The sequence below is a fragment of the Maritimimonas sp. 2210JD6-3 genome, assembly GCF_056591795.1.
Window position 1 is genome coordinate 124067 of the sequence record NZ_JBWQOJ010000002.1, and the last position, 21423, is coordinate 145489.

Below are 21423 nucleotides of genomic sequence, written 5' to 3' on the forward strand. Positions count from 1 at the left end.
GACGTTCAGCCCTAATTAAATGTCGATCGTAGAAATAATTTATTAACACTAAATAATTTTACTACATTACAAAACCTTAAAACTATCTCATGGTATCATTAAGTACTTTCGATTATATTCTTATCTTTTCATTTTTCGCAATCACCTTATCAATAGGGATTTACGTTTCTAAAAAGTCAGGAAAAAACTCTACTGAATTTTTTCTTTCTGGAAGAAGCATGCCTTGGTGGTTGTTAGGTGTATCTATGGTAGCCACTACATTTTCTACTGATACTCCAAACTTTGTAACAAATCTAGTTCGAGAAAATGGTGTTTCTGGCAACTGGGAATGGTGGGCATTTTTAATTACTGCATTGCTAACTGTTTTTGTATATGCTAAGCTCTGGAGAAAATCTAATGTTACTACAGATATTGAATTTTATGAATTACGCTATAGTGGTAAACCTGCAAGATTTTTAAGAGGTTTCAGATCAATATATCTAGGTGTAATTTTTAATATTATAGCAATGTCTGGTGTCACATTAGCAGCGATAAAAATAGGTAGCATCATGCTAGGGCTTGAGCCTTGGCAAACAGTGATTAGTGCTGGTTTAATAACAGTAACATTTAGCGCTCTCGGTGGGTTTAAAGGTGTAATTTATACAGACTTTTTATTGTTCTTTGTAGCAATGGGTGGCGCTATAGGGGCTGCCTATTTTTGTGTTAATTTACCAGAGGTAGGTGGTGTAAGCAATTTAATAACGCATCCCAATGTAGTAGATAAAATCAACATATTTCCAGATTTTAATAATAAAGAAATGCTAATAACTTTAATCATCATACCACTTGCTGTGCAATGGTGGAGTTCTTGGTTTCCTGGAGCTGAACCTGGTGGCGGTGGATATATTGCACAACGTATGCTTGCTGCTAAAGACGAAAATCATGCTATAAATGCAACTTTTTTCTTTAATATTATGCATTACGCGTTACGCCCTTGGCCTTGGATATTAGTAGCTCTAGCATCATTAGTTGTGTTTCCTGATATTGCTAGTATACAGCAAGCTTTTCCCAATGTAACAGATGATAAACTAGGGCATGATCTGGCTTATTCTGCTATGCTTACGAAATTACCTAGCGGACTTTTAGGTTTGGTGCTTGCATCTTTGATAGCCGCTTATATGAGCACTATTTCAACACATCTAAATTGGGGTTCGTCTTATATAGTAAATGATTTTTATAAGCAACAGATTAAACCAGATGCGTCAGAAAAGCGTTTAGTAGCGGTAGGTAGATTATCTACGGTAATTTTAATGGTGTTAAGTGCATTTTTAGCATTGTTTCTTCAGGATGCACTTCAATTATTTAAATTTATTATCATGTTTGGTGCTGGTACAGGGCTAATTTTTATTTTACGCTGGTTCTGGTGGCGTATCAATGCATGGAGTGAAATTTCAGCTATGTTTGTTTCTGGAATTGTATCTATTATTTTCGGATTTACTCCCCTAGGTGATTGGTTATTTACACATAACAATGAACTTGGAGTAGAAGTTATTGGCATGCTCCCATCCTATGCTAAATTTCCAATGGTAGTATTAATTACAACCATTGTTTGGTTAACTGTAACGTATATGACGAAGCCTGAAACAGATCAAACGCTATTTGATTTCTATAAAAAAATTCAACCTGGTGGCCCAGGATGGAAAAAGACTATTTCTGATGCTAAAAATGCTAATCAAGAAATTGTTACAGATACCAAGCCTTGGAGCGTCCCTTCTGGAATTTTAGCTATGATTTTAGCTATGATTTTAATTTACAGTTCTATGTTTGCTACAGGTTATTGGATATATGGAGATTATAACTATGCTATTGCCTTGACTGTAGTCGCCATAATTTCTGGTTTTTTACTGTCCAAAATGTGGAATAAAATCAAAGCTACCATTTTCGAATAGAAATGAAACAGCGTGTAGAATCAGTAGATATAGTAAGAGTTTTAACCATCACTACTATGATTCTTGTAACACACCAAGAACTTCGAGATACACTTACTCTTTTATTTAATTGTTTTAAAAATGATCACCATAACAAAAACACCAAAAAAATTCTTTAAAATGAGAGATATCTTATAATCGAAAATTAGATATGTTTAACAATAGTTTCTCATGTGTTTCAAAGGGTCTTTAATGTTGTTAATAGTTAATTTCATTTCTTCTAGCTGTATTTTTTGCGAAATGTAACCATAAGTTATACTTTTAAACATTCAATCTTGATATTTAATTATGAGCAACTACCATATAAAACGTTTAGAAGAATATTTTCAAGTGTATCGCAAATCGGTTATGAATCCTAAAATGTTCTGGGAAGAAATCGCCGAAGAACATTTTTTTTGGCGTAAGCGTTGGAATAATGTTTTGAGTTATGACTTTTCAAAACCATCAGTAAAATGGTTTGAAGGGGCTAAATTAAACATTACCGAAAATTGTATCGATAGACATTTACCCGCTAGAGGTAACAAAACGGCGATTCTTTTTGAACCTAATGACCCTAACGAAGGAACTCAACATATTACCTATACGCAATTACACGAACGGGTTAATAAATTTGCCAATGTTTTGAAGCAACAAGGAATAAGAAAAGGTGATCGCGTTTGTATCTATTTACCAATGATTCCTGAGTTGGCAGTATCAGTATTAGCATGTGCACGCATAGGTGCCATACATTCCGTTATTTTTGCAGGTTTCTCTGCCGCGGCATTGGCGACAAGAATTAACGACTGTGAGGCAAAAATGGTAATTACATCTGATGGCTCATTTCGGGGCGCAAAAACCATTGATCTAAAAGGTATCGTTGATGAAGCACTTGAAAGTTGTGATTGTGTAAATACCGTATTGGTTGCTAAGCGCATCGCATCAGCTATTCAAATGAAAGCAGGTAGAGACTACTGGTTGCAACCTTTACTAGAGAATGCTTCTGCGGAATGTGAACCAGAAATTATGGACGCTGAAGATCCCTTATTCATTTTATACACTTCTGGTTCTACTGGAATGCCCAAAGGAATGTTGCATACCACAGCGGGCTATATGGTATATACAGCCTATACCTTTAAAAATGTATTTAATTATCGTGAAGATGATGTGTATTGGTGTACCGCAGATATTGGCTGGATTACTGGACATAGCTATATTGTATATGGGCCTCTAGCGAATGGAGCCACGACCGTAATGTTTGAAGGTGTGCCCAGCTATCCTGATTTTGGACGCTTTTGGGAACTCGTTGAAAAACATAAAGTAAATCAGTTTTATACCGCACCCACAGCGATTCGAGCCTTAGCAAAGGAAGGATTAGAACATGTAGAAAAATATGATCTTTCCTCTCTTAAAGTTATCGGTACCGTAGGCGAACCTATTAATGAAGAAGCTTGGAATTGGTATAATGACAATATTGGTAAAAAACAAAGCCCAATCGTCGATACGTGGTGGCAAACTGAAACCGGTGGTATGATGATTACGCCAATCCCGTATGTTATACCTACAAAACCAACTTATGCAACCTTGCCTTTTATCGGCATTCAACCTGCTTTAATGGATGAAAACGGTAACGAGATTCAGGGTAATCAAGTTGATGGACGTTTATGTATTAAATTTCCATGGCCCTCAATGGCAAGAACCATCTGGGGAAATCACCAACGTTATAAAGACACCTATTTCTCAGCATTTGACAATATGTACTTTACAGGTGATGGAGCCCTTCGTGATGAAGTAGGTTACTACAGAATTACAGGCCGTGTAGATGATGTAATTATTGTTTCAGGGCATAATTTGGGTACTGCGCCTATCGAAGATGCTATTAATGAACATCCTGCTGTGGCTGAATCTGCTATCGTAGGCTTCCCTCATGACATAAAAGGAAATGCTTTGTATGGCTATGTTATTTTAAAAGATACTGGCGAAAGCAGAAATCATGATAACTTACGTAAAGAAATCAATCAGTTAATCTCAGAAAAAATTGGCCCTATCGCCAAACTAGATAAAATTCAGTTTACATTTGGATTACCCAAGACGAGAAGTGGTAAAATCATGCGCCGTATTCTGCGTAAAATAGCTTCGAATGAAACCAGTAATTTAGGTGATACTTCCACCTTGTTAAACCCAGAAGTAGTGCAAAGTATAATTGATAATGCGCTGTAATTAACATGATCAAAGCAGTATTATTCGACATGGATGGTGTGATCGTTGACACTGAACCCCTACATCGTAAAGCCTATTTTAACATGTTTGATGACGTTAATATTAATGTTTCTGAAGAACTTTTTACATCATTTACAGGGCAAGCTACTTACCCTATTTGTGAGCGATTGGTAACAGAATTTAAGCTAAAACAAACTCCTTCTGAATTAGTACAGTTAAAAAGAAAGCATTTTAAGTATTTATTCGAAAATGACACTAGTTTGCAATTAATAGATGGTGTTTTAGATTTGATAAAAGATTATCATGATCATGGATTGATATTGATTCTAGCTTCTTCAGCATCGTTGCCAAATATCAATCGTATTTTCGAACGTTTTGATCTCAATAACTACTTCAAAGCGAAGCTCAGTGGTGCAGATCTAAAAGCTTCAAAACCGCATCCCGAGATTTTTGAAAAAGCTGCTGAAGCTAGTGGCTATGATAGATCAGAATGCATTGTAATTGAAGATGCTACCAATGGAGTGATTGCTGCTAAAGAGGCAGGTATTTACTGTGTAGCTTTTAATAGTCTGCATTCTACGAATCAAGATTATAGCAGAGCAGATCTTGTTATTAATGATTTTACCGAATTAAGCTTTGAAAAACTAAATTTGCTACTTTGTTAAACATATATTAAAGTTTATTACGTACTTAGTACTATACCTATCTTTAATGCTCAATACCAAATACATGAAAATTCAAATACTTTTAAGCATAGTGTTACTTTTTTCAATGTTAGTGATTCAGGCACAGGATCTTACATTCGAAGAATACAATCCTAAATCTACTTTAGTTGTACCAGGTAAGATCATAAAAAAAGCTAAGTTCCCGTTTATCGACATACATGGGCATCAATATAATATGCCAGAGCAAAACCTAGCACCCGTAGTGGCTGCTATGGATACCTTAAACATGGCTATTATGGTGAATTTAAGTGGTCGTTCGGGAAAAGATCTACAAAAATCTGTAAAAAATATTGCCAATAATGCACCCAATCGTTTTGTAGTTTTTGCGAATGTTAATTTTGGTGGTGTTGGCGAAAAAGATTGGGGTAAAAACGCAGCAGCACAACTAGAACAAGACGTAAAGAATGGCGCTAGAGGTCTAAAAATCTATAAAAGTCTAGGGTTACGTAATAAAGATGTAAATGGTAATCGTATTGCCATTGACGATCCAAGATTAGATCCTATTTGGGAAAAATGTGGTGAATTGAGCATTCCTGTATTAATTCATGCTGCCGACCCTAAATCTTTTTGGGACTCTTTTGATGGTGACAATGAACGCTGGCTAGAATTAAAAACTAGACCCAGAAGAAAACGCGATGCAAACAACCCTGCTCCTTGGGAACAAATTATTCAAGAACAGCATAATGTATTTAAAAAGCATTCTAAAACCACCTTTATCAATGCACATATGGGTTGGTTTGCTAATGACCTTACAAAACTTGGTCAACTTATGGATGAAATGCCCAATATGGTGGTGGAAATAGGTGCTATTATTGCCGAATTGGGAAGACAACCACGGTTTGCTAAAAAATTCTTTACCCAATATCAGGACAGAATTTTATTTGGAAAAGATAGTTGGAAACCTGAAGAATTCCCTACCTATTTTAGAGTTTTAGAATCTGACGATGAATACTTCCCCTATCATAAAAAATACCATGCTTTTTGGGCAATGTACGGGTTAGACCTATCTGACGAAGTACTTAAAAAAGTATATTATCAAAATGCATTGCGTATCGTACCAGGTTTAGACAAAACCATGTTTCCAAACTAGCTTAAAAAAATATTTTTTGCGCAGTTCTATAGGTATTAGCATGTGCTTCGATAATGTGGTTGATATCTGGCGAATAGCTACCACCCATCGATGCAACTGTTGGTATGTCTAATTCTTTAGCCGTTTTAAAAACAATCTCATCACGTTTTTTACATCCGTCTATAGTGAGTGCTAACTTACCCAATCTATCCGTTTCTAAAACATCTACACCCGATTGAAAAAATATAAAATCTGGAGAGAAACCTATTAGAATCTCATCCAAATACTTTTCGAGCAAATATAAATACTCTTGATCTTTCATACCTTCATCGAGTGCTACATCTAGATTTGAGGTTTCTTTGTGAAACGGGTAATTATTTTTTCCGTGCATCGAAAACGTAAATACTGCGTCATTGTCTTTAAAAATTTGAGCTGTTCCATTTCCTTGATGTACATCCAAATCAATTATTAAAATGTTCTTTACCAACATTTTATGAATTAAGTTATTTGCAGCAACTGCATTGTCATTTAACAAGCAAAACCCCTCTCCTCTATCAGAAAAGGCATGGTGTGTTCCACCAGCAATATTCATAGCGCAGCCATACTCGAAAGCATGTGTAGCACAAGCAACAGTACCCCCAACTAATGTAGCCTCTCTATCTATTAATTGTTGAGACATTGGAAATCCTGTTTTTCGTACTTCGCTTTTTGAAAGTGATAAGGTTTTCAACTTTTGCCAATATATATCATCATGTGTTAACAAAATAGTAGCTTCTGATGCTTTTTGCGGTATGAAAAAATTATCCTCGGTTAGCGTACCTTCTCTTAATAATTGCTGTGGTAATAATGAATATTTAGCCATCGGAAAACGATGCGTGTTAGGCAGCGGGTGATGATAAATAGGATGAAGTGCAACCTTAAGCATTCACTACATGTAGTTTCTTTCGTTTTACGTATAAAAATATGAGTAAAGATAAAAATCCGAAAATTGAAAAACCAATAAATAATGGTAATACAGAATCGTTAACATAACTACCAATATAATTCGCAATAGGTACCGCCATTACTGTAGATATAAATCCATTAATTGCCGCACCGATACCCGCAATATGGCCTAATGGCTGCATAGCGAGTGCCCGAAGGTTTCCGAAAAGGAAACCAATCGCAAAAAACTGAATTGCACAAAAAGCAATCAAAACAGTAACCGAAGGGTTTTCTCCCGAACTAAATAAAACGATATACAATAATGAAATAAGTGTATAGGCAATTACTGCTGTGTAAGCAATACGCCACATACCAAATCGTATCACTAATCTACTATTTAAAAAAGTAGCCAAACCTACCGAGATGGCTAAGCTGGCAAAAATATACGGAAACAGTTCAGCCAAGTTATATTGTTGCTCAAATATTTGCTGTGAAGTACTTAAATACACCATAAAAGAACCTGTGATAAATCCAGATACAAAGGTAAAGGCAACAGCTTCTTTATATTTTAAAAACTCTTTGGTTCCGTTAATAAATAAATTATATGAAAAGGGTATTTTATTTTTAGGTTTCAATGTTTCCGATTGGCGTTTCCAAAACCAGAGCATTACCAGAAGTCCAAAAATCAAGTTGATATAAAAAATGGCTTTCCAATGGTAAAAGTTTAGTAAAAACTGTCCTAAAGCTGGTGCAATAACAGGTACTAAAATAAAAACCATGACTACTATTGAAACAATCTTTGCCATATAATCGCCACTGTATTTATCTCGTATAATCGTTATTGCCATAGTTCTTGGGGATGATAATCCAATTCCTTGAAGCACTCTTCCGAAAATCATCATCTCAAAATTCTTAGTGGTCACGCAGATAATACTTGCAATAATGAATAATATAAAACCTGCAAATACTATAGGTTTTCTACCAAAACTATCGGATAGCGGACCAAAAATAAGTTGTCCAAAACCAAGACCTAAAAAGATCATGGTAATCAATAACTGATTATCATTGGTGTTGACCACGCTTAGATAGGCTCCAATTTTAGGTAAGGCAGGTAAGAGAGCGTCAATAGACAATGCCACTATAGACATTAATGAAGCCATTAAAATTACAAATTCTAGTTCAGGCTTCGATTGTTGGTCTTGCATTGTGCAAATGTAATTCATTTGCAAAGAGCAATAAAAAAAGCTGCCCGAAAAAGACAGCTTATATTTTTAAAAAAATCTTTTAGTCAAAATAACTAAAGGTTTCTCCATTCTTTATTCTGAGTAATGATTCATAAATTAACTTGATAACATTTTCTACATCTTCTCTATGCACAGTTTCAACCGTAGTATGCATATAGCGCAATGGTAATGAAATTAAAGCAGAGGCAACACCACTGTTACTATAGGCAAAAGCATCTGTATCGGTACCCGTAGCTCTTGATAATGCTGATCTCTGAAACGGAATCTTTTTCGCTTCAGCAGTCTCGGTAATAATATCGCGAAGCTTCTGTTGAACTGCAGGTGCATACGCAACCACTGGCCCTTTACCAATCTCACAATGCCCTTGCTTCTTTTTATCAATCATGGGTGTTGTGGTATCGTGTGTTACGTCGGTAACAATAGCGGCATCTGGCTGAATGCGTTCTGCGATCATTTGCGCACCTCTTAGTCCTATTTCTTCTTGAACCGCATTCACGATATATAAACCAAAAGGTAATTTCTTTTTATTTTCTTTTAATAATCGTGCTACTTCAGCAATCATAAAACCACCCATACGATTGTCTAAAGCGCGACATACAAATTTATCTCCGTTAAGAATATGAAATTCATCAGGATAGGTAATTACACAGCCTACATGTACACCTAATTTTTCGACTTCTTCTTTATTAGCGCATCCTACATCGATAAAAATATTATCGGGTTTGGGTGGTTCTTCTTTAGCTCTACTTCTGGTATGAATAGCTGGCCAGCCAAAAATACCTTTTACAATACCTTTCTTAGTATGTATATTTACAACTTTACTCGGTGCTATTTGGTGATCAGAACCTCCATTTCTAATCACATAAATGAGACCATTATCTGAAATATAATTTACGTACCACGAAATTTCATCAGCATGTCCTTCTATAACAACTTTATACTTTGCTTTCGGATTAATGACTCCTACCGCCGTACCATATGTATCAGTAACAAACTCATCTACATAAGGTTTTAAATAATCCATCCATATTTTTTGCCCATCCCATTCGTATCCTGTAGGTGAAGCGTTGTTTAAATATTTCTCAAGAAAATCAAGTGATTTTTTAGTAAGTATGCTCTTTTTGGCCATATTGAAATTAATTTTTAACGAAATTAACAATTTATGCCTAAATAAACGTTAATCTTTCATAGGTATGTTCTGAATGTTTTACTTTTGGAATAGTATTTGAAAATACCACATAAAAGAGGAAAATGAAACGTATTTTAATAATTATAGTTCTTTTAACGAGCATTTTTATTTCATCGCAAGAGATCAAGTTAGATTCTCTTGTTAATAATGTAATTATTGTTGAAGGTGATTCTATTATTATTTCGTTAGATGAAGTTACCGTTTTAAATAAACTCAACTTCAAAAACACAAAAGAACGTCGTTATTATTATTGGTATTGGAAAAAAGTGCATAAAGCCTATCCTTATGCAAAACTAGCTGCAGACCGACTTATTCAATTAAATGATCAATTAAAAAAGATTCGTTCGAAAAGAAAGCGTAAAAGACATACGAAAAAGATGCAGAAGTATATGGAAGAAGAATTTACTGAAGAACTCAAAAAAATGACGCGTACAGAAGGTAAAATTCTCATCAAATTATTACATCGACAAACTGGTCTTACTGCATTTGATCTTGTAAAAGAATATCGTAGCGGTTGGAAAGCCTTTTGGTATAATTCTACTGCCAATCTTTTTAAACTCTCCCTAAAAAAAGAATACCAACCCGAAGAAGAAGCTATCGATTTTTTAGTTGAAGACATTTTACAACGTTCATTTACGAATGGGAGTCTAGAGGAACAAAAACCTCGCTTAAAATTCGATTATTTTAAAGCCGCCAATAAATTTAAAAACATCAATTTTGTCGAGGTAATCAATAACCGTTAATTTTCTTCTTGTTAAAGCTTTGTTAAAGTGTTTTTTGCTTTTAAACCTTCTTATTCAAATCAAGTCTTAACATCGTAAATTAATTAATAATCATAAAATTTAAAAGATGAAGAAAGTAATAAGCACAGTACTAATCGCCTTATTAACCATTGGTGTTTTCGCACAGCGTGGTGATCAAAAGCGTGAAAAACCAAATTTTACCCCAGAACAAATCGCTGATCTTAAAACAAAAAAAATGACATTAAGTCTTGATCTCTCTAAAAAACAACAAGAGCAAATTTATGAGATCAATAAGCAGAATGCTATAGAGCGTAAACAAAAAATGGCCGAACGTAAAGCCATGAAAGAAGAAGGTAAAAAGCCATCAAGCGAAGAGCAATATAAAAAGAGAGCTGCACGTTTAGAAAAAGCAATAGCCCATAAAGAAGAAATGAAAAGTATTTTATCTACTGAGCAATTCGAGAAATGGGAAAAGATGACTAAGCGAAAAGCTCACAAAATGAGAGGTAAAAGAGGGAAGTATGGTAAAAAAGGTAGAAAAGCTCGAAAAGAAGAAAAATAAGAATCAGTAAAAAGCGGGATTTTGTACCATAATTGGGAAATTTCTTAAAAGAAGGTAGTACCTCACCAAGTGTGTAAAGTTTAAAATTAATCAAAAAAAATATCGAGGGTTGCAACCCTCGATATAAGTTTACACACTTTATGGAATAGTGTCAAAAGTAAAAATCCTGGCTTTTTAATTGTTTTTCTTTTGTCTAAAGTCTTTTTCTATGAGATCTTGAAACAAGTTCAGGATGACGTGATTGCCACGTTCTCCAATGAGACCTCCTCACAATGACTTTTACAAATGTATTACCTCATCATACGCATCTGCAACAGCTTCCATCACTGCTTCACTCATTGTTGGGTGTGGATGCACAGCTTTTAAAACTTCGTGACCTGTTGTTTCTAGTTTTCTACCTAGTACAGCTTCAGCTATCATATCTGTTACACCAGCACCAATCATATGGCAACCTAACCATTCACCATACTTAGCATCAAATATCACTTTTACAAAACCCTCTTTGTTTCCGCCCGCACTGGCTTTACCAGACGCCGAAAATGGAAACTTTCCTACTTTAATATCGTATCCTTCATCCTTGGCTTGCTTTTCAGTTAATCCTACAGAGGCAATTTCGGGTGTACAATAGGTACAACCTGGTACATTGCCATAATCTAACGCTTCTACAGGCATTCCTTTAATCTTTTCTACGCATAAAATTCCTTCAGCAGAAGCAACATGCGCTAATGCTTGACCTGGTGTTACATCACCAATAGCATAATAACCTGGTATGTTGGTTTGGTAGTAATCATTTACCAAAATCTTGTCTCTATCTACTACAATACCTACATCTTCTAAACCAATATTTTCAATATTTGATTTTATACCCACAGCAGACAATACAATATCAGCTTCTAATACTTCCTCACCTTTTTTAGTTTTCACTGTAGCCTTCACACCATCTCCTGAAGTATCTACTGAAGTAACTTCAGCAGAAGTCATGATCTTAATTCCATTCTTTTTAAAGCTACGCTCAAGCTGTTTTGACACCTCAGCATCTTCTACTGGAACCACACTAGGCATAAACTCGACTATAGTTACTTCTGTACCCATTGAGTTATAAAAATAGGCAAACTCAACACCAATAGCCCCAGAACCCACAACAATCATCTTTTTAGGCTGCTTGGGTAATACCATCGCTTCTCTATAACCAATTACTTTTTTACCATCTTGAGGTAAACTTGGCAATTCACGCGACCGCGCTCCTGTTGCAATAATTATATGGTCAGCACTATATTCTTTGCCTTCTACATCAATCTTTTTTCCTGGTTTTAGCTTACCAAAACCTTCAATTACATCAATCTTGTTTTTCTTTAGTAAGAACTGAACACCTTTGCTCATGCCATCGGCTACACCACGACTGCGTTTTACAACCGCGTCAAAATCTTTATAAGCATCTTTTACAGAAAGTCCATAATCTTCGGCATGTTTTAAATATTCAAAAACTTGTGCAGATTTTAACAATGCTTTGGTAGGAATACAACCCCAGTTTAAACATATACCTCCTAAGCTTTCTTTTTCTACAATAGCAGTTTTAAAACCTAATTGCGCCGCTCTAATGGCAGCTACATAGCCACCTGGACCACTTCCTAAAACTATAATATCGTATTTCATTGTATATTTTTTTTTGTGGATTTTAGAATCATTTTTCGGAAAGCAAATTTAATCAAATTTTATGGCTTTAACCGGACTTATTTTACTAACAATATACGACGGGATTAAAAGCATCAACAGGCATAAAACCAACGTGCTAATATTGAGTAATATAATATATCCGAAATCTAAATATACGGGTGCCTGATTTACATAATAAGTTTCAGGATTTAATTTCACCACACCAAAGTACTTTTGAATTAATAAAATACCTATACCAATTACATTACCCCAAAACAAACCAACAGCTATTAAATACGTGGCATTGTACAAAAATATTTTTCGAATACTCCAATTATCATTTCCCAAGGCTTTTAAAATACCAATCATTTGTGTGCGTTCTAGAATAAGTACTAATAAAGCAGTGATCATATTGATCCCCGCTATTAAGATCATAATACCCAATATTACATAAGTATTTACATCAAAAAGGCTCATCCATTCAAAAATTGTCGGGAATTTTTCGTTGATCGTTTGCGCATTCATCGTTGATGGAACATTTGCATAGATCTCTCTTCCTTTTGTTTTAATTTCATCAAAATTAGAAAGCAATACTTCAAATCCACCCACCTGATCTTGTTCCCATTTGTTTAAGCGTTGAATTTGCTTAATATCTCCAAGTACATAATTTTCATCAAACTCCTGAAATCCTGAACTATAAATACCTACAATAGTAAACTTACGAGCATTCGGTGCTTTTTTAGGATCGTCCTTAACAAAAAAAGTGTTAAACGTATCGCCTACTTTAAAACCTAATCTATCGGCCGTAATTTTTGAAATAAGCACGTCATTAGACATTTCATTACACAAAGTAACTAACTCACCTTCAATTAAATAATCTTTAAAAAAAGACCAGTCATAATCTTTCGAAACCCCTTTTAAAATGATCCCTTCAAAATCTGTTTCGGTTCGAATAATGCCTCCTTTTGTTGCATAGGTTTGTACATTTTTTACACCATCGACAGCATTGAAATCAGGATAAAATGATTGTTCTATAGAAATAGGATTTATCGTAATCTGCGAATTATTGTCTTCATAATTTGTGAGTTGTACATGCCCATTAAATCCAGATATCTTTTCTTTTATCTTATGTTTCAAACCCAAACTTGCTGCAATGGCAATCATCATAATAATCATACCCAATGCAATGGCTGCAATGGCTATTTTTATTATTGGTGACGAAATACTACTTTTATAGTGTTTCCCAGCTATAATACGTTTGGCTATAAATAACTCGTAATTCAATGTAGATGATTAAAATATCGATCAAAAGTACATATTTCTTTTTGGTTTTAATTTGCCTTTCGGGGATGATTTCGTGCAAGTCTCAAATCAAAGAAGGCACTTCAAAATCTGTACCAAATAAACCCTTAAAAAAAGAAGTTATTGTTGGTGCAAATAACACCGAAAAATACCTATCACTTTTAAGAAATAAAAATATTGGAGTTGTTGCTAATCAAACTTCAGTTATATTTAAAAAAATAAATGACGGTGTTGATACGCATACAAATGAAATTTTAGATGCTACAAAATTCAGTAGAATAGCGCACGTTCATATTGTGGACAGTTTATTAGCCCGAAATATTAAAATTCAAAAAGTATTTGCTCCCGAACATGGTTTTCGTGGCAAAGCAGACGCTGGCGAACATGTAGAAGACGGTAAAGACAGTAAAACAGGACTGTCTATTATCTCATTACATGGAAAAAGTAAAAAACCTTCACAAGAACAACTTAAAGATCTTGATCTTGTAGTTTTTGATATTCAGGATGTCGGCGTGCGTTTTTACACTTATATCGCAACATTACAGTATGTCATGGAATCTTGTGCTGAAGCAAAAATACCAGTCATCGTCTTAGATAGACCCAACCCTAATGGACATTATATAGATGGGCCTATTTTAGAGCTAGAGCACAGAAGTTTCTTAGGATTGAATCCTATTCCATTAGTATATGGAATGACTATTGGTGAATATGCCAATATGATCAATGAAGAAGGTTGGTTGGCTAATGGAATTAAATGTGATGTAACCGTAATTCCGTTACGAAATTACACGCATCAAACTGAGTATAGTTTACCCATACGACCTTCACCAAATCTACCTAATGACAAAGCGATCAACTTATACCCAAGTCTTGGTTTTTTTGAGGGTACAACCATTAATGCAGGGCGTGGTACAGAAATGCAGTTTCAAATCTATGGTGCTCCATTTTTTGCTAAAACTGATTTTAGCTATACCCCACAAGCCAATTTTGGTGCTAAATACCCAAAACATAAAGGCAAGTTATGCAACGGTGTTGATCTTAGGCAACAGGAACAATTAAGTGAAGTGAATTTAGAATGGTTGATCGATGCTTATAAGAGAACTCCTACATCAGAAAAATTCTTTGGGCCAACTTTTACTGTTCATGCAGGAACTACTAAATTACAACAACAAATCGAACAAGGTTTATCGGCTGAAGAAATTAGAAGTACCTGGCAAGGAGATTTAGAAAAATTTAAAAACATTAGAAAGAAGTATCTTCTTTACGATTAATTAATTAGAGATAATCTCAAAATTAGTGTAGATATATCCAATTTCATCATCGATAGCATTTTCATGGTAATCAATACCAATGAGTTTGGGGTATCCATATGTAGCGTCGTATTCAACTTTAAAAGAATCAGCACTACCATTTAATAATTCTTCCACTAAATTGAAAGCATCTTCAACGGTATGCGCATTCTCAAAAACACGTGCTCTTACTTCTTCTAAAAATTCAGGATCATAACCTGTTTCGTCAAACTCAACTTTATCCTTTTGTAAGTTCAATACATAAACATCACGCTCTAAAGGACCATCACAGAAACAGCTTAAACGCTCCTTCCATTGATAATCAACGATTTGCTTTGACTCCCAAAGTTGACGATTCTCATTCAACTCATCATGTAAATTATCATCAGAATTACAGCCTACAAAAAGCATTAGAAAAGCAAAAAGATATATAACTTTTTTCATGAGTAACGGTTTGCTTATATAATGCAGTTGTTAACTTTTGGTTGCTTACTAAAGTGGTAACTTCTTTTTCAAGTCTTCAACAATAGTAAAAACCGCAGGACATACCTCTGTATTCTTTAAGGTAATGTCTGTAAGTTGAATAAACTTCTTTCTATTGGTATGTGGATATTCTGCACAGGCTTTGGGTCGCACATCATAGATAAAACAAGTATTGTCTGAAATATCAAGAAAAGTACATGGGGCGCTTTTTAGTACCATAAAATCGTCTTCATCTCTTTGTAAATATTGATCAACAAACTGTCGTTCTTTTATTCTTAAATACTTCGAAATACGCGTAATATCTTTATCAGTAAATATAGGACTCGTAGTTTTGCAACAATTACCGCAGTTTAAGCAATTAGTACGTTCAAATTCATCGTCATGCAATTCTTGCATTAAAAAGTCTAATCGTTTGGGATTTTTCTTCTTTAGCTTAGCAAAATACTTCTTAGTTTCAACATACTTTTCTACAGCACGTTTCGATAAGCTTTTAAGTTCTTCTTCCATAAGTTATTTTCGAGATATCGAAAATGCTATCTAATCAAACCAAAGTGTAAAATAATTAATTTTCGCATTATCAGGTATTTGGTCTAGGCGCACTTTTTGAAAACTAAACTCCTCGAGACCAATCTCTTTTTTATTGATGGCAATTGTTGCATTTAACTCATCTACAAACAATACTGCATTCGAAAAAGTAGATTCAACTTTATTAACTGTATAATTATCAATAATATCTTTAAAAGTAGAATTCAAATTGAGTCCTTTTGCCGTTTTGTATCTACTATCAAAAATTTGAATACTCTCTATAACAGAAATAGAATCATGCTGTTCTTTAGGGATCAAAGTCAACAAATGTTTACCTCCTTTTTCATATACCAAATACTCATCGAATGGCGCATCGGCGAACTCACCTTCTCCTTTTCTACTTACCAAAGAATCTTTAGCAAAGATCTCTTTTAATTCTTGAGTTTGTGTCTTATCTGTAATCTTACCTAATTGACCTTTATCAATCGTAAAATTATTTTCTTTTTTACATTGTACAAAAAGAAAACATATCATTAAAATACCTAAAATTTGTCTCATATTTATCTTATTACCTTCTTTAAAACACCTAACACACCTCTTATGAACGTTGCACTTGTTACCACTTTTAAAACGGGATTCATACGTGTACTTCGCCTTGTTCTTGATGATTCTCTTCTGCGCTCCTTTTCTTTCTCGGCTGCCTTACGTTCTTTTTCTTCTTGCCTTGCAATCTCATCGATCTTACCATTCAACATTTCATAGGCACTCTCACGATCTATTTCTTCATTATATTTTTTGGCAATATCAGATTTTGCGATCTGATCTGTTAATTCTGATGATGATAGCACATCCATTCTACTCATAGGAGCCCTCAGCATTGTTCTGGCCAATGGTGTAGGTATCCCTTTTTCATTGAGTGCAGATACCAAAGCTTCTCCTATTCCCAAACTCGTTAATACCTCTTTGGTTTCATAATATTCAGAATCAGGATAGTTCTCTGCTGTTAATTTAATGGCCTTTCTATCTTTTGCCGTAAAAGCACGTAACGCATGCTGAATTTTTAAACCTAATTGAGCTAGTACATCTTCTGGTACATCTTTAGGGTTCTGCGTTACAAAGAAAACGCCAACACCTTTTGAGCGAATTAATTTTACAATACTCTCAATTTGACTTAATAGCGCTTTTGAAGCTTCGTCAAATACTAAATGTGCTTCATCTATAAATAGCACCAATTCTGGCTTCCCAGAATCTCCTTGTTCAGGAAATGTACTATATATTTCTGCGAGAAGCTGCAACATGAATGTTGAGAACAATTTTGGTTTATCTTGAATATCGGTTAAACGTAATACCGATATTACACCTCTATCATTATCGTCAACACGGACAAGGTCATTTACTTCAAAAGAGCGTTCCCCAAAAAAGAGATCACCTCCTTGCTGTTCTATTTCTACAATCTTACGTAAGATCGCCCCTGTTGAAGCTGTAGAGATTCTACCGTATTCTTCTTCTATATCTTTCTTACCTTCTTGGGTAGCAAACTGAAGTACTTTCTTAAAATCTTTTAAATCAAGTAAGGGTAATTTCTTATCATCACAATACTTAAACAAAATTGCTACAATACCACTTTGTGTTTCCGTTAAATCTAGAATTCTAGATAATAAAACCGGACCAAATTCTGAAACAGTAGCTCGCATACGCGTACCGTCTTGTTCAGAAATCGTTAATATTTCAACAGGAAATGGTTTTGCCTCAAATGGCAATCCTATTTTTTCATGACGCTCATCAATTTTAGGATGCCCAGGGCTTGGTTGCGCCAATCCGCTTAAATCACCTTTTACATCCATTAACAATACCGGAATTCCTTTATCAGATAAATTCTCAGCTAATACCTGTAAGGTTTTTGTCTTACCTGTACCCGTGGCTCCTGCAATTAAACCATGACGATTTAAGGTTTTTAAAGGTATTTTTACAAAGGCTTCTGTGACAGTTTCTTCACCTAGCATGGCACCTCCTAACGTGATAAAATCTCCTTTTGTCTTATAACCTTCGTTTATATAGTTAAAGAATTTTTCCTTTTGACTCATTCTGTATTCAGTTGATTTAAATTTAGCTATAAAAATAAGATTTATAATGCCAAATCAAAAAATAAACCTTCATATTTAAAATACGCGTATTTTGTATCTTCGTTGCACTTAACTTTATACTTATGAAAAAAACAACTTTCTTACTAATTACAATCGCTTTATTGATTTTTTTAGCTTGTAATACTACACAAAATGAAGAAAAAGAAATTGAAGAAATAATTTCGACTGAAGCATCTACTATTGAATTTATTGAATCAAAAATTGAACGTAGAAAAAGTGCTCCTTTTTCTGAAGCAGTTCGTATTGGTAATACCCTATATTTGACAGGACAGGTAGGCTTCAATAATGATTCTTTGCAAATCGCTCAAGGCGGAATAAAAGCAGAGGCAACCCAAGCTTTAGAAAATATTAAAGCGGTTTTAGAAGCGAATGGCTCCGATTTGGAACATGTGGCAAAATGTACAGTCATTTTAACCAATAAAGATGATTTTGCAGATTTTAATGAAGTTTTTCGCGAATATTTCCCTAAAAATAAACCCGCAAGAACTACCTTTGTCGCCGATTTGGTCATCGATGCTAAAATAGAGATCGATGTGATTGCTGCAGTTAAATAATGGATATAAAAACAAAGGAATTAGTACACAAAGGAGAAATGCTTCCGTTGATGGAAGAATTCTACACCATTCAAGGAGAAGGATACCACACAGGTACCGCTGCTTATTTTATTAGAATTGGTGGTTGTGATGTAGGTTGCCATTGGTGTGATGTCAAAGAAAGTTGGAATGCCGATTTACACCCGCCAACACATGCAGATACTATTGTAGCAAATGCTAAAAAATATTCTGATACTGTTGTTATCACGGGCGGTGAACCACTTATGTGGGATATGAGTTATCTTACGAACAGGCTTCAAGAAAAAAATTGTAAAACACATATCGAAACTTCGGGTGCGTACGAACTATCGGGAACTTGGGATTGGATTTGTTTATCACCTAAAAAAACAAAATTACCTTTAGAAAAAATTTACAAAGAGGCTCATGAATTGAAAATGATTATTCATAATAAGAGTGATTTTGATTTTGCTGAAGCCGAAGCTGCAAAAGTTAGTGCTACTTGTGAATTATTTTTACAGCCTGAGTGGAGCAAACAAGAGAAAATGACACCACTATTAGTGGATTATGTAATGCAACACCCCAAATGGAAAATCTCTTTACAGACTCATAAGTATTTAAATATACCTTAGTAATTTAGCTTGATTCTTACCAAAATTTCTACGAACTTCGCTTATCAGTGGATATAGTTCATTAAACTAGAACCATATCTTTAAGTTCGCACACATTTGAGAAATTTCGTATTTCAAAGAAAATAAAAGTTTATATTTGAATATGACTGAAAATGAACTTTTAGAAATAATTACAGAATATTTTAAAGATAAAATTTTCGAAAATCATAAAATAAACTCTTTAAAAACTCATTCTAAACTTAAATCATATAAAATCAATCCAATTATCGTTAAGTATTTATCTAAAATACTTGAGAATGACTTCACTCCAATAGGTATTGCAAAAGCTCTTTACTATCCCAGGATTTTAGGAACTTCTATAAACACATCATTTGGGGCTCGAATTCAAAATATGTTTGTTGAACTTGGTCTTGCCCAAGGTTCATTAATAAAAGGAATGGATATTGAATTTACAGACAAAATTGACAATAGAAAAAAATGGTGTCAACTTAAATCAGGTCCTAACACAATAAATTCAGAAGATGTAAATCCACTTTTGAAAAAATTTACAATTGTTACCAATTTAGCAAGGACAAATTCAATGAATTTAAATAATTCTGATTTGATTCTAGGTGTTCTTTATGGCGAAGAAGACCAATTAAGTCAGCATTACCAAAAAATTGACAAGCAGTTTCCTGTAATAATTGGTAAAGAGTTTTGGCACAGGCTTACAGGGTATGAAAACTTCTACAATAAGCTGGTTTCCAATCTTGACCAAATGATATTAAACTTGGACACAGAAGAATTTTTCAAAAAAGGTTATATCGCTTTAGCCAAAGAAATAGAGGATTCGGATTTATTTGATTTTGAATAAACTTCATTTAGAAATTTAATAATAGAATAACCAAGTTCCTTTCCTAAATTACAAGGTACTGCATTTCCAATTTGCTTATATTGTTGCGAAATTGAACCTGCAAATTTCCATTCATCGGGAAATGTCTGAATTCTAGCATATTCTCTGACGGTAAAGGGGCGTGTCTCATCTGGATGACATCTTTCTGTTTGCTTTTGTGCCGGACTACAAGTTAATGTCAAACTAGGTTCATCCCAACCTATCCTTCTTGCCATACCAGTTTTTCCTCCGCCTAGATAAAAGCTCTTACCCATATATTCTTTTTGAATGTGGAGAGGCAAATCTCTCCAATATCCTTTTGGAGGAACTAAATCTAAAATCAGCTTTTTATATTCAGGGTATTTAGAGCCTTCTGATTTAGGTACATCTGTATCATATAAATCACCTTTTTTAAGAGCATCAGACAAATTATAAATGACATTATATGGTGTTGGATATTCATATTCAACATCAATATCTTTTCTTATTCCAACTAAAATTAATCTTTCTCTTTTTTGAGGAACATTATAATTAATAGCTTTTAATACTTGAACTGGGACAACATTATATCCAATCTCATTCAAAATAGAAATCATTCCTTGTAGCGTCTTTCCCTTATCGTGGGAGAGTAAACCTTTCACATTTTCGCCAACACAAATTAATGGATTAACTTCTTTTACTACACGCGCAAATTCATAAAATAAAGTTCCTCTTACATCTTCTAGTCCTAATTTTTTTCCTGCATAACTAAAAGCCTGACAAGGAAAACCACCTGTTACAATTTCAACTTCATTTTTGTATTTAGCAAAACTGAAATTTTTTACATCACCTTCTAAAACATTCCATTCAGGTCGATTTTCTCTTAATGTTTTACAAGCCCATTTATCTATTTCATTCAAAGCCATACATTTAATTCCTGATTGTTCTAAACCAATTGCTAAACCACCAGCACCTGCAAATAATTCTAGAACACTATAATCTTTATGAGGGATTTCAGTATTGTCTATATTGTTATCTATTTCGGATAATAAAGGCTCAATTAAAGAATTAATGTCTTCTTTGCGATAAACTCTATAATTACTAACTGGTTCACGAAGTGCATCTAACTTTCCATCTCTGTCCCATCTACGTAAAGTCTCTTTGCTCTTACCTAACACTTCTGCCGCTTCCGAAAGCGAATAATAATCTTTTGTAACCATATTACATAACCTTATACAATGGTTACAAATTTAAAATAAAAAATGAAATAAAAAAAAACGTATACCAACAATACTATAAAAAATAGCGACTTGATTCCTTAACCGAAATGAATTTTATAAATTTAAGGTAAATTATAATTCTGGAGGATAGTGAT

Annotated in this window: 20 protein-coding genes; 10 read left to right on the plus strand and 10 right to left on the minus strand. The window is 34.2% G+C overall.

From position 1 onward, the window contains the following. Positions 1–89 precede the first annotated feature (89 nt). The 4 genes from AC1EUY_RS02015 to AC1EUY_RS02030 all read left to right on the plus strand — a co-directional run bounded on the left by AC1EUY_RS02015 (position 90) and on the right by AC1EUY_RS02030 (position 5978). Positions 90–1928, plus strand: a complete 1839-nt coding sequence (locus AC1EUY_RS02015) for a sodium:solute symporter family protein (protein ID WP_480193828.1) — start codon at positions 90–92, stop codon at positions 1926–1928. A 327-nt stretch (positions 1929–2255) separates the two neighbouring features. Next, the gene (gene acs, locus AC1EUY_RS02020) at positions 2256–4163 is read left to right on the plus strand and encodes an acetate--CoA ligase (RefSeq protein ID WP_480193829.1); all 1908 of its coding nucleotides are present in this window, start codon (positions 2256–2258) and stop codon (positions 4161–4163) included. 5 nt (positions 4164–4168) lie between these two features. Then, on the plus strand, positions 4169–4828 hold the full coding sequence (locus AC1EUY_RS02025; RefSeq protein WP_480193830.1) for an HAD family hydrolase: 660 nt from the start codon (positions 4169–4171) through the stop codon (positions 4826–4828). A gap of 64 nt (positions 4829–4892) precedes the next feature. Further along, positions 4893–5978, plus strand: coding sequence for an amidohydrolase family protein (locus AC1EUY_RS02030; protein WP_480193831.1), 1086 nt, complete (start codon positions 4893–4895; stop codon positions 5976–5978). A 1-nt stretch (position 5979) separates the two neighbouring features. Here AC1EUY_RS02030 and AC1EUY_RS02035 read toward each other — a convergent pair whose 3' ends face one another. The 3 genes from AC1EUY_RS02035 to AC1EUY_RS02045 all read right to left on the minus strand — a co-directional run bounded on the left by AC1EUY_RS02035 (position 5980) and on the right by AC1EUY_RS02045 (position 9254). Then, complete coding sequence (locus tag AC1EUY_RS02035; protein WP_480193832.1) at positions 5980–6882, minus strand: histone deacetylase family protein; 903 nt, start codon at positions 6880–6882, stop codon at positions 5980–5982. Next, complete coding sequence (locus AC1EUY_RS02040) at positions 6875–8086, minus strand: multidrug effflux MFS transporter (RefSeq protein ID WP_480193833.1); 1212 nt, start codon at positions 8084–8086, stop codon at positions 6875–6877. Before AC1EUY_RS02040 ends, AC1EUY_RS02035 begins: the two co-directional genes overlap by 8 nt. 79 nt (positions 8087–8165) lie before the next feature. Continuing rightward, positions 8166–9254 (minus strand): M42 family metallopeptidase, encoded by a 1089-nt coding sequence (locus tag AC1EUY_RS02045; RefSeq protein ID WP_480193834.1) that lies wholly within the window; start codon positions 9252–9254, stop codon positions 8166–8168. Between the two features lie 122 nt (positions 9255–9376). Between AC1EUY_RS02045 and AC1EUY_RS02050 the strand changes: the two genes are divergently transcribed. Continuing rightward, on the plus strand, positions 9377–10057 hold the full coding sequence (locus AC1EUY_RS02050) for a DUF4294 domain-containing protein (RefSeq protein ID WP_480193835.1): 681 nt from the start codon (positions 9377–9379) through the stop codon (positions 10055–10057). A 106-nt stretch (positions 10058–10163) separates the two neighbouring features. Continuing rightward, on the plus strand, positions 10164–10619 hold the full coding sequence (locus tag AC1EUY_RS02055; protein WP_480193836.1) for a hypothetical protein: 456 nt from the start codon (positions 10164–10166) through the stop codon (positions 10617–10619). A 279-nt stretch (positions 10620–10898) separates the two neighbouring features. Here the strand turns inward: AC1EUY_RS02055 and lpdA are convergent, their stop codons facing one another. Together lpdA and AC1EUY_RS02065 are read right to left on the minus strand one after the other, a co-directional pair. Further along, positions 10899–12272 carry a dihydrolipoyl dehydrogenase gene (gene lpdA / locus AC1EUY_RS02060; protein ID WP_480193837.1) on the minus strand — a complete coding sequence of 458 codons (1374 nt, stop codon included), beginning with the start codon at positions 12270–12272 and terminating at the stop codon, positions 10899–10901. A gap of 48 nt (positions 12273–12320) precedes the next feature. Continuing rightward, the gene (locus AC1EUY_RS02065; RefSeq protein ID WP_480193838.1) at positions 12321–13556 is read right to left on the minus strand and encodes an ABC transporter permease; all 1236 of its coding nucleotides are present in this window, start codon (positions 13554–13556) and stop codon (positions 12321–12323) included. 5 nt (positions 13557–13561) lie between these two features. Here AC1EUY_RS02065 and AC1EUY_RS02070 point away from each other — a divergent pair, with 5 nt between their 5' ends. Further along, entirely contained in the window at positions 13562–14845 is a 1284-nt protein-coding gene (locus AC1EUY_RS02070; RefSeq protein WP_480193839.1) for an exo-beta-N-acetylmuramidase NamZ family protein, read from the plus strand. Here the strand turns inward: AC1EUY_RS02070 and AC1EUY_RS02075 are convergent, their stop codons facing one another. Genes AC1EUY_RS02075 through AC1EUY_RS02090 form a run of 4 tightly spaced genes read right to left on the minus strand, consistent with a single transcriptional unit; the run spans position 14846 to position 17955 of the window. Continuing rightward, complete coding sequence (locus tag AC1EUY_RS02075) at positions 14846–15307, minus strand: DUF6174 domain-containing protein (RefSeq protein WP_480193840.1); 462 nt, start codon at positions 15305–15307, stop codon at positions 14846–14848. A gap of 48 nt (positions 15308–15355) precedes the next feature. After that, positions 15356–15853, minus strand: a complete 498-nt coding sequence (locus tag AC1EUY_RS02080) for a YkgJ family cysteine cluster protein (RefSeq protein ID WP_480193841.1) — start codon at positions 15851–15853, stop codon at positions 15356–15358. A gap of 30 nt (positions 15854–15883) precedes the next feature. Then, on the minus strand, positions 15884–16429 hold the full coding sequence (locus AC1EUY_RS02085; RefSeq protein ID WP_480193842.1) for a hypothetical protein: 546 nt from the start codon (positions 16427–16429) through the stop codon (positions 15884–15886). A 2-nt stretch (positions 16430–16431) separates the two neighbouring features. Further along, positions 16432–17955 (minus strand): helicase HerA-like domain-containing protein, encoded by a 1524-nt coding sequence (locus tag AC1EUY_RS02090; RefSeq protein ID WP_480193843.1) that lies wholly within the window; start codon positions 17953–17955, stop codon positions 16432–16434. Positions 17956–18077: 122 nt separating this feature from the next. Between AC1EUY_RS02090 and AC1EUY_RS02095 the strand changes: the two genes are divergently transcribed. The 3 genes from AC1EUY_RS02095 to AC1EUY_RS02105 all read left to right on the plus strand — a co-directional run bounded on the left by AC1EUY_RS02095 (position 18078) and on the right by AC1EUY_RS02105 (position 20051). Next, positions 18078–18569 (plus strand): RidA family protein, encoded by a 492-nt coding sequence (locus tag AC1EUY_RS02095; RefSeq protein WP_480193844.1) that lies wholly within the window; start codon positions 18078–18080, stop codon positions 18567–18569. Further along, positions 18569–19198, plus strand: coding sequence for a 7-carboxy-7-deazaguanine synthase QueE (locus AC1EUY_RS02100; protein ID WP_480193845.1), 630 nt, complete (start codon positions 18569–18571; stop codon positions 19196–19198). Before AC1EUY_RS02095 ends, AC1EUY_RS02100 begins: the two co-directional genes overlap by 1 nt. A gap of 142 nt (positions 19199–19340) precedes the next feature. Next, positions 19341–20051 (plus strand): PmeII family type II restriction endonuclease, encoded by a 711-nt coding sequence (locus tag AC1EUY_RS02105; protein ID WP_480193846.1) that lies wholly within the window; start codon positions 19341–19343, stop codon positions 20049–20051. Here AC1EUY_RS02105 and dcm read toward each other — a convergent pair. Then, complete coding sequence (gene dcm / locus AC1EUY_RS02110) at positions 19997–21268, minus strand: DNA (cytosine-5-)-methyltransferase (protein ID WP_480193847.1); 1272 nt, start codon at positions 21266–21268, stop codon at positions 19997–19999. The two genes, AC1EUY_RS02105 and dcm, sit on opposite strands and share 55 nt — an antisense overlap. Between the last annotated feature and the right edge of the window lie 155 nt (positions 21269–21423).

Bases quoted from the DNA above. Each gene is read 5' to 3' on its own strand.
- AC1EUY_RS02025 (WP_480193830.1), top strand. From the start codon at position 4,169: ATGATCAAAGCAGTATTATTCGACATGGATGGTGTGATCGTTGACACT.
- AC1EUY_RS02030 (WP_480193831.1), top strand. From the start codon at position 4,893: ATGAAAATTCAAATACTTTTAAGCATAGTGTTACTTTTTTCAATGTTA.
- lpdA (WP_480193837.1), bottom strand. From the start codon at position 12,272: ATGAAATACGATATTATAGTTTTAGGAAGTGGTCCAGGTGGCTATGTA.
- dcm (WP_480193847.1), bottom strand. From the start codon at position 21,268: ATGGTTACAAAAGATTATTATTCGCTTTCGGAAGCGGCAGAAGTGTTA.
- AC1EUY_RS02055 (WP_480193836.1), top strand. From the start codon at position 10,164: ATGAAGAAAGTAATAAGCACAGTACTAATCGCCTTATTAACCATTGGT.
- AC1EUY_RS02035 (WP_480193832.1), bottom strand. From the start codon at position 6,882: ATGCTTAAGGTTGCACTTCATCCTATTTATCATCACCCGCTGCCTAAC.
- AC1EUY_RS02040 (WP_480193833.1), bottom strand. From the start codon at position 8,086: ATGCAAGACCAACAATCGAAGCCTGAACTAGAATTTGTAATTTTAATG.
- AC1EUY_RS02075 (WP_480193840.1), bottom strand. From the start codon at position 15,307: ATGAAAAAAGTTATATATCTTTTTGCTTTTCTAATGCTTTTTGTAGGC.
- AC1EUY_RS02070 (WP_480193839.1), top strand. From the start codon at position 13,562: ATGATTAAAATATCGATCAAAAGTACATATTTCTTTTTGGTTTTAATT.
- AC1EUY_RS02015 (WP_480193828.1), top strand. From the start codon at position 90: ATGGTATCATTAAGTACTTTCGATTATATTCTTATCTTTTCATTTTTC.
- AC1EUY_RS02100 (WP_480193845.1), top strand. From the start codon at position 18,569: ATGGATATAAAAACAAAGGAATTAGTACACAAAGGAGAAATGCTTCCG.
- AC1EUY_RS02090 (WP_480193843.1), bottom strand. From the start codon at position 17,955: ATGAGTCAAAAGGAAAAATTCTTTAACTATATAAACGAAGGTTATAAG.
- AC1EUY_RS02080 (WP_480193841.1), bottom strand. From the start codon at position 15,853: ATGGAAGAAGAACTTAAAAGCTTATCGAAACGTGCTGTAGAAAAGTAT.
- acs (WP_480193829.1), top strand. From the start codon at position 2,256: ATGAGCAACTACCATATAAAACGTTTAGAAGAATATTTTCAAGTGTAT.
- AC1EUY_RS02085 (WP_480193842.1), bottom strand. From the start codon at position 16,429: ATGAGACAAATTTTAGGTATTTTAATGATATGTTTTCTTTTTGTACAA.
- AC1EUY_RS02105 (WP_480193846.1), top strand. From the start codon at position 19,341: ATGACTGAAAATGAACTTTTAGAAATAATTACAGAATATTTTAAAGAT.
- AC1EUY_RS02095 (WP_480193844.1), top strand. From the start codon at position 18,078: ATGAAAAAAACAACTTTCTTACTAATTACAATCGCTTTATTGATTTTT.
- AC1EUY_RS02050 (WP_480193835.1), top strand. From the start codon at position 9,377: ATGAAACGTATTTTAATAATTATAGTTCTTTTAACGAGCATTTTTATT.
- AC1EUY_RS02045 (WP_480193834.1), bottom strand. From the start codon at position 9,254: ATGGCCAAAAAGAGCATACTTACTAAAAAATCACTTGATTTTCTTGAG.